This is a genomic window from Agrobacterium sp. BT-220-3, assembly GCF_025910175.1.
GTDB classification, from domain to species: Bacteria; Pseudomonadota; Alphaproteobacteria; order Rhizobiales; family Rhizobiaceae; genus Agrobacterium; species Agrobacterium oryzihabitans.
Genome location: NZ_JAPAIX010000007.1, coordinates 172,991 through 184,591, shown reverse-complemented (window position 1 = coordinate 184,591; position 11,601 = coordinate 172,991). Strand labels below are relative to the sequence as shown.

The window sequence follows — 11,601 nt, the reverse complement described above, 5'->3', positions numbered from 1 at the left end:
CCCGCAGGCCCTTGCGCTAAATGGAGAGCCCCGGGCCTACGCGCGCTGACCCGATGCAACTAGAGGCAGGGGTCCCTTTTGGGAGCCGATAAGGGGTCCCGTTACGACGCCGATTGACACTGGACGGCCTATCCGATTATTTTGATTTCTTTCGATTTGGCTGCCCGCCACACGGAGGTATGGGGGTTGGGCTTGGTCGCATCATGATGCGCCTTCTCAACGCCGCCAGCATAAGGGAGGTCACATTGCTCAGCCGGACACCGAAGCGGCTGCGGCCCTGAGTGACCGCTGCATGCACCAGACGGTGCGCGTTGATCGCGCGTCGTCTGGTGCTGCTTTTGAACCCGTAAGGCCGTTTTAGGCCACATGAAGCCGTGGGGAACGCCCTGCAAGAAAACTACTTTGAGACGCTTGCAAACAAGTCTCCTGCCTTTCTCGCTACGATGTCATGGACAGCACTTCTGGAAAGTCCTTTTGGATCAGCAGATGCTTTCAGATGGATTTAGCGAATGCATCTGCCTCGCTTTCAGTAGTGAACGTGAATGTGACCCGTTCACTATCATCGTCCTGACGGATGCCAATTGCAGTCACAATCAACCGAGCGATCTCATCCTGAGCTTCACTTCCCGACCGAGACGAATTCACCGCTTTCTCGATGGCTGACGCGAATACTTCGCTGATGACACCGAGGCGCATGTTGTGTTTCATGATGATGTCCCGATCCTCGATGATCGCTGCCTGTTCAGCTTTAGGGATTCCGGCATTGTCCATTGCGGTTATCGTGGCATTGGTCGCAAGCTTGATCGGACCCTCCTCAAGCCACCGATCAACCATCTGATGGAACTGGCGCATACGCGCAGCAGGGATTATTTTCTCTACAGTGATCGACATCTGCGTTCCTTTGTCAGCTTTCATGCATAACGATACACGCTCCCTAAATAAGGGACATGCTATCGTAATCATCGAGTACTTGCGCGAAGAGGGTGTAAGAGGTCGAGCAACGAGCTTCAACGCATTTGTGTTGATGGCAACACGAAAGATGTATGGCAACACTGGAGCGCGCCGAAACCGTCATAAAGGCTCTGAACAAGTTGCTTGCATGATGGACCGGCACTACCGTCGACGCTTTGGTATAGCCAGTCGCAGTGATCAACGCATCGCACCGAGCTTCAATACCCGGTTTGCTCCGGCCGCCGTCATGGCGACGAAGCTCCAAGAGTGGACATTCAACGCAATCGCAGTTCGTGTCGCACCACGACCGGCGGAAACTGGACAAAATCTGCCACGTCAAATTCGACGGTGAACCTTACTTTTCGGCTTTCGGCCCACTGGATTGCTGTTGGTTTGGCAGACTGCGGCACCGCAGTCGCGAGGGAGCAATGAGGAACCCACCGACCAACGCGGTAATGTTCGTGACAGCTCAGCGGATCAAAGTGACCGAGTAGTCTGCCGTGTATGTCGGACAAAACCTGGTTCGAGAGGGGTTTTGCCCAGAGAACCATGGTATCATTGTCAAAGTATTTTACTGCGTCGAATGTGATCAAAAGCTCTTTCTGCACCGAAAAGACCTCTGCCATGATCGCGCTAACGTCTCCTGGCGACTGGTCAAATACTGCAAGCGTCAGATGGGGCGGGTACCCCAATTCCTGCATCGAGCCTTTGGCCTCAAATAAGCTAGCCTCATCCCACAGTTTCAGGATTTCACTTGTCGTAGCGTTGCAGCTCTTCAGGCAGATTCCATAAGGCATTTGCTGCGTCCATTGTGCGCTTCTGTTCGACCTTACATCAACCAGGTGTTGCGGGTCGAGCGTCTGCCTTGGATCAAAACAGCCGAATTCAGTTGCGCCATTTCCCGCTGATTGACGGCATCTGTTGCTTATGGCAGGACAGCTACGCCGAACCGTCGGCCAGAAGTTCCTACGTAGGGGGATATCATGAGGCAGATATTTTTGCTGAGGCAAACCGAACTCTAAGCGCACAAGCGCAAGTTCATCCTTTCGCTTGTGCGCCACGCCCGAACTTTCATCGAGCATTGGAGCACTTATGCGAGCTATCGCGACCGCGCCGGCTCTCGGCGAAGAGGTCTTTGACGTGAATTCCGAGATCGGCGGGACATTCACGGTCTCCATCATAGAAGATATTGGTGACGGAACTGTTAGAGTCCGTATTCTGTATGGTGAGATCAAGGAAGACGGTTGGAAATCTTTCGGTCTTTTTGACGGAAATATATTCAAAACCCGGAGAGAGCGCCTTACCAATAGGCGCAATTTACGTTGACGTCCTGTGGCCATCCCCGCAACAGCGAGGGATGGCCAATTCCAGACCACGTACCATCATCGACTCTCTTCACTTACTCAAGGCAGTTGTCAAACCCGGTGTGGCGGCTTTCCATATTGCGCGTGGGATTTGACGCGATAGCATGCATCTGAAAGCGAACGGGGGCAGAGGTCGTGTTTCAGCGTATTCTATTGGTAGCGGTTACGGCATCCATCGCTTGTGCCGGGGTCTCACATGCGGACATCACCCTTGAGCGTGTTCCAATTGACGGCTCCTCACCCGTTCTCCTGCTGAAAGGTGAGTTCACGACATCGGACAATCCTGACCAACTTGCGCGTGAAGTCGCCGCAAGCGGTGCCAAGCTGATCACCTTCAACAGCAACGGCGGCAACGTCGCTACGGCGATGGCGTATGGGCGGATGATCCGATCGCTCGGGCTATCGACGCTGCAGCTCCGGTCCGCCGAATGCGCTTCTGCCTGTGCACTCGCTTTCGTCGGAGGCATGAACCGGCAGGCAGAGCCCGGCGCGATCGGTGTGCACCAATCCTCTTTCTCAGCGGAAACGATTGTCGAGGGGCACACTGCAGTCGCTGCGGTTCAGGCGCTGACCGCCCAGATAATGACGTACCTTGTGGAGATGGATGTCGACCCGAAACTGCTCCAACTCAGCCTGTCCGTTCCCAGCAACGACATGCGTTATCTCACCGCCAGCGAGATGCAGAGCTATAAAGTGACGTGGGGAAGTCTGACCGACTTGTCGGAATCCGCTGCTGCATCCCAGGTCGCACCGACGGTGGTGCCTGCAACTCCACAAACCACTGAAGCCCATTTGCCGACAGCAGAGGAAAAAGCAATAGCCTTTGTAGCGTCATACCACGACGCTTGGTCTCGCGGGAACGTAGAGGCGCTGACGTTTTTGGAAAAGGCGTATGGCGACACTGTCGACTTCTACGGCAAACCCACATCTAAATCCGTGGTGATTGGCGAGAAGCGGAAATTTGCGACCAGATGGCCAGTCCGCGCCTACAGCGTTCAGGCAGGCTCGACGAAGGTTCATTGCGCGGAAACCTGCAAGGTGGATGGTATTGTTGACTGGTACGCGAAACGCGACGTCGGCAACCGTATTTCATCCGGCTCCGCCGAGTTTTCTCTGGTTTGGGACCAGAGGGCGGGAGTTATCCTCTCCGAGACGAGCAAGGTCATCCAGACCGACAAGGACGTCTCTAAACCCGTACGTCTGGTATCCCAATGGACGGACCAGAATGGTGCCTGTCGCGGCGGTAGCGGCGACCTGCCGGAAACAAATGAGGCCTGTGAACGACGGGAAGTTATTGGCGACAAGCTGAAGGCTGCAGGATGGTGTTATGGTCGTGAGGGAGAATACGGCTATCAAATGCGATGGCATGCCTGTGGCTCGACATCCTATAAACAGGAAAGCGCGGGAGGGACTGCTTCCAGCGCGACGTTCAAGAAGCCAGACCTTTCCAGCTATCCTGCTCGAGGTCGTCTTTCCGGAAATACCGTCATGCCCGACTTCAAGGGGCGCGACCGCGAATTCAACAGTTTCAGAACTCGTATTCGAGACGGTATGCGTCAAGGGCCAAACTTCGCTGGCCGATATACCCTTATCCAGATCGGGTGTGGTACAGGGTGCTCATTCGTTATCGTCGCCAACAATCAAACCGGTCGCCCGGCGTCCTTCCCACGCGGAGGCGAAGAGCATATGTATCTGAGTTTGGACTTTCGCCGCGATAGCAGGCTGGTGGCCACTCAGTGGCTGAACTACGACACCAATACATGTGTGGTCGAGTTCTTCGATTTCGACCGAGATATTTGGAAACCAGTCACCAAAACTGACGTCGGAAAAGACGACGCGTGCTATCGGACGATCGCCGAAAATCTCCGTTGAGTTTGGTTTGGCGAAGGACTTCCGCCGAGCCTAAAAAATACCTGGCTGCGTCCGGCCCGATCACGCACGCGCTCGCCGAAAGCCAAGAGCGACCGCCTGCCGGCCATGTATCATCGAAATAACCATTAAGTTGAGAGTGGCCGCCATTGCTACTTGCAGAGCATTTTAGCCATCGGCAATATGCCGTGGGGGCTCTTATGAAAAAACGCTACTGGCTACTTTGCGGACTTATCCTATTCGGCATTTCGAAATTTGGGGAAACACCGTCGGAGGACGGGAGAACGGCACCGTCGCCGAGTTTTTCAGAAGAGGCGCGCGCGCCGAAAGCTCCGCCATCAACGATGAGCGACCAACGACCGACCTCTCTCCCTACAAGCACCACTTCCAAGCTGAGCGAGACGGCCAGCTCGCGGACTGTTGTGGAAGTAACCACCAAGTTCGTTAGTAGGAACGGTGTCGCACTGCGTGGTGCACCAAATCCAAAGTCTCAAATCATTGATAGAATGGATAGAGGACGGAAAGTCGAACTCCTTCAGTCGGATTTACAATGGTCCAGGATCAAAGATGTTCTAACTCAGAAAGAAGGGTGGGTCGCAACCAGGTTTTTGCAGGATGACACCCCCAAGCGAGAGGAAATCTCAAAACCGTCGGAACCAAAGAGTAAACCTCCGCCGACACTACCACCCACCATCATCATCCAGCGGATCATTGCTGAATCCCTAGCCAACTATCCCGGTACATGCGCCTGCCCCTACAGCACAGACCGCAGAGGCCGAAGATGCGGCAACCGAAGTGCATATTCAAAGCCCGGCGGCTATGCGCCAATCTGTTTCGCGCAGGATGTTACGACATCGATGATCGAAGCTTATCGCTGAACTGATTCAGCCAAGCGGTTTGTCGCGTGTCCAACGGTCCGGGTTCGAGGCATTTAAGAAAGCGCTTTTTGGGCGCTGACTAGACGGCTCAAATGTAGACGGGCTGGAACGGCTGGACAAAGCGGCTCAGAGATGCGGTTGCCAAACCGAGACCATCCTGAAGTTGAACCTGGAAGGTTCTTTGAGAAGCCTCCATTTCAAAGACGGAAACCCGGATCAATCCTGCCACTCGGCTTGATCAACAATACGCCTTGGCAAACTCCGTAGATACGTTCACTACAGAGCATATTTGTCTCGCTCTATTGTGAGGCCGTGCGGGTGTCTTTCCACGAATTCTTCGTCAAAAGCTTGAGGCCGAGTGAGTAGACCCCATTTATAACCGACCGGTAGAAACTCGAGATTCTATCGGCGATCAGACGTAGCACACTGGCAATAACGCGGATTTGCCCTCGTCAATCTTCCGTAATGCAGTTTGAAAGGCCCGCTTCGGCGGGCTTTTTTATTGCCTGCAGTTCCATCGGAGCATTTCGCCCCGACCTTTTCGACATGACGTAAAATTCACCAATAAATTCAATAATATTTCTCGACATAGCGACAAACCTACGGAGCGCAATCACAACGGACGAACTTGCGTGACGCCGTCACCCCGACTCCGTTTCCTCTTTGGGTAACTCGAACTTCGCGGCACGAGCCATTGCGGCGAGCTCTTCCGGAAACATCAGATCGCTGGCCGTGCCCTGTGGATGTGCCGGGTCCATTCTGACGCGGCCGAAACGGTACTCGAGGTAGAATGGCCAAAGGACGTCGTTGTCGGTCAGGCGTTTGAGGAGCCGGACGAAGAGCCCGCGGCTCTCCTCGTCCAGTCCAGACCCCAGTTCACTGAGGGCGGCCTTTGTAAGCTGTTTGCCGCGCAAGGCGTCGATGTCGATCCCGTGCAACTGGCTCACGAACCAAAGGGCGCTGTCTCGTTCGTGCATGGCCTTTCGACCGAGTTCGATGTGACGCCGCAGAAGCTCGCGATCGTCGAAGTCCGACACGCGGTCGATAGCGGCATCCACTTCGCGTTGGACGGGACTGTTCTTGCGCTTCGGCTTTTGCGGTCTCGCGACCTCCCTTTCGCGGGCGTCTATGTAATCCCTGTAGCCTTCCTTGCGCAGCGTGACCGGGTGAGGTCCGTTCCAGCCTCGGAGTCTGACGTAAGCCTTGATGGCGGCTTCGTTGATTTTCCTGCCGATGAACGGCCTTTCGTCTTCCCTCATGTCCTTCGCCAGCGTCCGTGCAGTGCCGCCGAGCACGTCATCACAGAGGACCTTGAGCTGCTCCAGCAACTCGATCGATCGTTTCGCGGTGCTGTTCCCATTGCGGAGGCTCTCGTGCGCGGCGAGGTTCAATCTGTCCCAGATGACCAGTGACGTCGGCTCCGATTCCTCAGTCATCGGTCATCTCTTCGCGAAATTCGTTCGTTCTCGCCAGAACGAACTCTGAGTGTCGGTTGAGTCAGCGGTTGCGGACCGTCCACCCCTCGTAAGCGCATATAGACCGTCACGGCAGCAGGCGTGCCCCACCTCGCCTCAAGTAAAGTTGCCTCCTCCCCGGCATCCACCGCCCATCGGTGGACTTTACCTGAAAGGATGTCGTCATACATTCGAGCGAGCCGCGGAAGCGTCTCGGCGCGTTCACGACCTAGCCGAGCGTGACAGAGATTCTCGAGATAGATGAGATCGAATGTTTTAGCCATGGGTCAGCTCCGGATGCTTCTGCATGTAAGTTTGGACTGTGGGAAGCAGGTTCGGAAAAGCATCCTCATCGAAGACACCTTCGACGAGACGTATTAGGTCGTCGGCTTTCGCGCCGGGTACAATGGCATCGGCAACCACCCGCCGGAACTCCTGCTCTTTCGCAGCGTCCAAGTGATACATGTAGCGTCCTAGCCCTGCGGACCGTGCTATTGTCCTGGTGAGGTCCTTGTAGCGTTCCTTCGCAAGAGATGGCGTGCTGAAAACCGTTCCGGGGTGCAACTCACCTCCGACAATCCCATGCAAGAGTTGAAGTTCGTGCGCCGGCCTAAGCGAGAAGCTGGTTGTCCGTTCGTCGAAGCTCGGCGACGGGCTCACTAGAATCCTGTTTGCCCCACCGACATTCATGGCCGCGAGCCTACGGATAAGATGCAGCAATCCTTGGTGTACCTTTATCTCCTCGAGAATGTCGTCGAGCAGGTGTGCCCTGAATTCCTGCTCCTTGCGGACGAGATTTCGTTCGCTCGATGTTGCGCCGCGCAACTCTAGCTGTGCCATCGCGGTGTTTAGTTCGCGCTCCCTCTGCAGTGAATCGAGAAACTCGAAGAGCAGGATGTTGACCTGATCCGCGCAGCCTTCGACATACCTCGGGCCTGTGACCCGGAAGGGGCACCGGGAGCATGCGCGATGTCTCCATACCTTTGCCTTGTCGCAGTCGCCAGCTGGGCAAATTCCATGCTCGAATCTCGTTATCAGTGACGGCCGTTTCTTGAGAAGAAGCGCCGTCGCCATGTCCAGGCCACTGTAGCCTTCCGCACCCTCCAGTCGGTAGTCGGCTGCGACGACCTCTTCGAGCAGTTGTCGGTCCGTCAGATTAGCCCGCTCTTCTCTTTCCGCGGCCCGCTTGGCGGCCACCTCGTGGGCAAGGCCGATTTGGTCGGCGACGTAGTGGGCGGTCATCTGCTTGTTGGCGTGGCCGACCAAGACCTGCGCCACTTCTAGCGGATGCCCGGCTCGGACGATCCCCGTGACTGTGGTCGTCCGAAGATCATGGATATTGAAGCGTGGCTTCCCGCCCAAGAACAACGGAAAATGATATCCAAGTCGCTCGTCCAAGATCGGCTGTGCCCACTCGCAAAAGACTTTGAAGTAGTCTCTACATCGCTCAGCGCTGATCGCGAAAAACCTCTCCTTATCGCCAACATCCCGAAACAACATGAAACCTTGAGGGAACGCCTTGAGGTTCTGAGCCTGATGCCGGCTTCGCTTGTTCAAGAACGGCACCGTTTTAGCCACCGGGTTGTACCGGGCTTGGACGGCGGCGAATTCCTGGATCATCCTCGCCAACCGCATCTCGACGTGCGGTACGAGTTTGGGTTTGTTGGATTTGTCCTGGATACGCCAGCCCGCGACCACATAGCGGGGCGGGTTGTCGAGCCAAACGCGCTGTAAAAACCCGCTTTGCCGCCCCGGTTCTGCCGTTGGAAGCGAGTTGTCCACGTATTCCACCGTCTCAAGGTCCAGTACGCACTCGTCGCCTTCGCCGCTTTCGGCATGTCGAGCGTCCATCAATCGATATCCGCCGCAGAAGATCATATCGAGAATACGGGCCTCGCAGCCCCAAAATACCGTCTTCGTCCGTCTCGTCTCAGGGTCGGTAACCCTTCGCCAATATTTATCGAACCCGCGGGCGAAAGCGTAGTCGTCCTGATAGTTGAGCCTCGTCAGGATTGACCACACTTCCAAGGGCATGGCTTCGCGATCAGACGGATCGGGGGTGGTGGACTTTTCCTGGACATCCAGATCGAAGGGGTTGTCCAACTCATGCAGAAACCGCTCTCTACGAGCGACAGTGGTCCAGCACTTCTTTAGCGCGTTTATAGTTTTTCCCACACGGCGAGCCTCATAGGAGGAAAAGCCTTGTTCGATAAAGGCGAGGAAGGGTTTGGCATGGGCTTCCCGGTCGATCTCGCGGAACGATCGCGGAGCCGTTTTTGACGACAACGTCATCAAGTAGGCGAGCCATGCATTCAAGATGACCACCTTCGCCTGCGGATATTTCACTTCGAAGGCCGGGAGCAATTCGTCCAGTCTATGCGACCACTCCCGGACGAACTTCGGAACAGTTTCCACAGGGCGGCCGATCAGTTGTGATACCACGATCGTGTTTCGCGGCGTGGGATCGTCACACCATCGGAAGGAATGACCGAGGGAATTTCTCCTGGACCGAAAAAAGACGTGAAATTCCGGTCGATCGGGCACGTGGACGCTGAAGAATTCTGCCAGCCGGAAATAGTAGTGATTGCAGTTGATGCCACGGGACGCATGTCCTTCCCTCGCCGCGATCCAGTCCTTCAGGACGATCAATGGGAATGGGCAGAACCTGCTCGTGCTCCACATATCGCTTGAGACCGCCGTGGCTATAAAGGCATTGAGGACCAAGCGTCGGTTTAGTGGCCGGCCGAACTGCATCACCTCAGTGGCCAATGGCATTACGCGCTGCGGGATCGACATCCAAATGGCGATAGGCTGAAGACGGAAGGGAGCAAGATATCGGGCCTCGGGAAACAACCGAAGCGGAAGGAGCCAGACACCCTCGGAAGCGAGAAACATAGAAAACCAAAGCGGCGCGAAGATCGTTGGGGGACGTCTGCGCACTCGTTTTCCCTGCCCCCTCACCTGAGGATTGAAACATGCCTGCTCGAACGCATCGGCTATTTTGGCCATTAACCTATCGACCGAACCGTCATCCAGGGCCCGGATTGATGCACTCAATTCTTTGAGCCCGATCTTGAAGGACTTTGCATAGCCAAGATAGTCGTCGATGTCATGTCGGCCAATAACGCTTCTAATCAAGGCTCGCTGCTCATCAACGGTGAGCGCCAGGACCGCGTCGCTCGCATTTCCGGCCCGCAACGCCATGCGTTCCCGGGTCTTTCCCTTGCTATTCAGGGCCGGTATTTTCCCAAGATCAGCAAGCCCGCTCATGACGGCGACCTGTGTCAGGTTGGTGAACTGGCCGTTTTTGTGAACAATCAGGCCATAGGGGAGTTGTTGCTGTTTCTTGTTTTCCTCAAGCAAGCCGTATTTGCGGATCACATCCTGTCTGGTCTCGCAAAAGAGGTCGACCATGCATCTCTTCAGCTTGTCCTGGAACCGATCGAACAGGTCACGAAGCCCGTCTGCGTCGGGCTGCCTGAGGGCCACAATACCCTCCCCTTTGTTCACGATGCATCCACCATCAGCAGCGCTCGTTCCAAGATTGAAATCCGAAGGCTCCTCAAGCAGCATGGGCCAACTCCCTTTCCCTGGCGGCGTCGTGGGCTTTTTGAATGGTTTTCCCGTAATGGCTGCCGCTTTCGAGCGCGGCATGTCCGATCAGAAACTGGATTTCGCTGTCGATACAGTTGAGTTCGTTTCGGCAAAACCATACGTAGTGGTGCCTGAAGCCGTGCAGGCTAACGCCAGGCTTGCCCGCGAGACCCGCTTTGCGCGCTGCTCGTTCGAAGGCTCTCTCCACGTTGGGCGTCAGCAGCGGATGGCCGCGGCTGTCTTTGTGCCCTGTGCCCACGAAGGCATAGCCATGTTCTCGCGCGGTCCCGAGCGTTCGGCAGAGCCGCGTCATTTCGAGGAGCGCCGCCTCCACCTCGTCTGCCAGTATGGAGTCAATCCAAACCGGAATCCGTACTAGCGCCTTGTGCTGATAAACCATTCCCTTGAATCCGGATTGCAATCTTTTGCGGGCGTGTCGCATTCGACTCTCGGCTCCAAAGGTTTCCCGGAGAAACTTCGAGCGCGCGTTCTTCCTCTGATCGAACTTGCCCACCCATTTCGATCTTGTAGGATGGGCGAACAGCAGCAGCGGGTTCTTAGGACTGAAATCCGTAAACAGTCGGGCGGACGCTGCAGGCAAAACATCGCACCTCAACATGTTAAGATATTCGCACAGCCGACCGCCAAGGCCCTTCATCGCCTTGAAAAGCACTCTGTAACTCCAGTTGTCCGTACACTTTATGATCGCGTCACACTCTTCGCCGGTCATGCAATGTTGGTCCGCGGGGGTCACGTTCTCCCGACGGGCGAGCGACTTCAATTCAGGCGTGAGCGCGAGCGAAAAATCCTCCAGCGTCTGGTAGGCGCTCCATTGATTGTCGAGATGCGCCAAGAAACGTTTGTCGTTCCTATTGCGAGAGACGCGTTCGGTGAAGACGCCGTTTGATGTCTTCAGAGCTTGGCTGAGCGCGGTCGTCGCACCTCCGCGGCGCACGCTCTTTACAAAGCTCTCGAAAGACCGAAGTTCCGACCTCGCCGTGTTGCCCTCGATCTCATCCCAGAGAGGAAAGAGCCGCTTGGCCGGCTCTTCTGGTGGCATTAGGCGCATCGCCAGGAAACTGTCGATGAGCAAATCGACATCCGCACCCGTTTCCAAGATCGGTGAGCCCGTAGACAGATGAAATGCGTAGAGCCTGCCTATGGCCCCGACCATCCCATGCAGGGTCGCCAGCGGCTTGGACTTGACAAGCGACTTCGCCCATAGAACCGCCTCCATCGGAATATGGAACTCATAACCGTCGTAGATAATCAGGATAGGCAGAAGCCGACGTTGTTCCCCTGACTCTCCTGGCAGGGTGAAAAACACCGGGACATCCAACACAAGATAAGAGTAGCGCGGATCGAACGGTGCCGGCTGCCACTCCACCTCATCCTCATCTGAATTGAAATTGAAAGCAGACAAAACGGGGACCCTTCCGCGCTCGGTCGAGACGCGGCTTCGCACGACTATCCTCTGGGAATATGCTTCGA

At 55.7% G+C, this 11,601-nt stretch carries 9 protein-coding genes; 4 read left to right on the top strand and 5 right to left on the bottom strand.

Features of this window, described 5'->3' with window-relative positions:
• Positions 1-113: 113 nt before the first annotated feature.
• On the top strand, positions 114-281 hold the full coding sequence (locus OK142_RS18395; protein WP_498684453.1) for an amino acid--tRNA ligase-related protein: 168 nt from the start codon (positions 114-116) through the stop codon (positions 279-281).
• A gap of 211 nt (positions 282-492) precedes the next feature.
• Here OK142_RS18395 and OK142_RS18390 read toward each other — a convergent pair whose 3' ends face one another.
• Complete coding sequence (locus OK142_RS18390) at positions 493-915, bottom strand: hypothetical protein (protein ID WP_498684452.1); 423 nt, start codon at positions 913-915, stop codon at positions 493-495.
• A gap of 311 nt (positions 916-1,226) precedes the next feature.
• Positions 1,227-2,033, bottom strand: a complete 807-nt coding sequence (locus OK142_RS18385) for a 2'-5' RNA ligase family protein (RefSeq protein ID WP_498684449.1) — start codon at positions 2,031-2,033, stop codon at positions 1,227-1,229.
• Between the two features lie 10 nt (positions 2,034-2,043).
• Between OK142_RS18385 and OK142_RS18380 the strand changes: the two genes are divergently transcribed.
• From OK142_RS18380 to OK142_RS18370, 3 genes are all read left to right on the top strand, one after another.
• On the top strand, positions 2,044-2,277 hold the full coding sequence (locus OK142_RS18380) for a hypothetical protein (protein ID WP_041694630.1): 234 nt from the start codon (positions 2,044-2,046) through the stop codon (positions 2,275-2,277).
• 173 nt (positions 2,278-2,450) lie between these two features.
• Positions 2,451-4,187, top strand: a complete 1,737-nt coding sequence (locus OK142_RS18375; protein WP_498684444.1) for a COG3904 family protein — start codon at positions 2,451-2,453, stop codon at positions 4,185-4,187.
• Positions 4,188-4,384: 197 nt separating this feature from the next.
• A complete protein-coding gene (locus OK142_RS18370) occupies positions 4,385-5,062 on the top strand; it encodes an SH3 domain-containing protein (RefSeq protein WP_498684443.1) in 678 nt (225 codons plus the stop codon).
• Between the two features lie 641 nt (positions 5,063-5,703).
• Here the strand turns inward: OK142_RS18370 and OK142_RS18365 are convergent.
• The 3 genes from OK142_RS18365 to OK142_RS18355 all read right to left on the bottom strand — a co-directional run bounded on the left by OK142_RS18365 (position 5,704) and on the right by OK142_RS18355 (position 11,533).
• A complete protein-coding gene (locus tag OK142_RS18365) occupies positions 5,704-6,498 on the bottom strand; it encodes a hypothetical protein (RefSeq protein WP_498684441.1) in 795 nt (264 codons plus the stop codon).
• Positions 6,499-6,792: 294 nt separating this feature from the next.
• Complete coding sequence (locus OK142_RS18360; RefSeq protein WP_498684439.1) at positions 6,793-10,089, bottom strand: tyrosine-type recombinase/integrase; 3,297 nt, start codon at positions 10,087-10,089, stop codon at positions 6,793-6,795.
• The gene (locus OK142_RS18355; protein WP_498684437.1) at positions 10,079-11,533 is read right to left on the bottom strand and encodes a site-specific integrase; all 1,455 of its coding nucleotides are present in this window, start codon (positions 11,531-11,533) and stop codon (positions 10,079-10,081) included. The genes OK142_RS18360 and OK142_RS18355 overlap by 11 nt, the downstream gene beginning before the upstream one ends.
• Between the last annotated feature and the right edge of the window lie 68 nt (positions 11,534-11,601).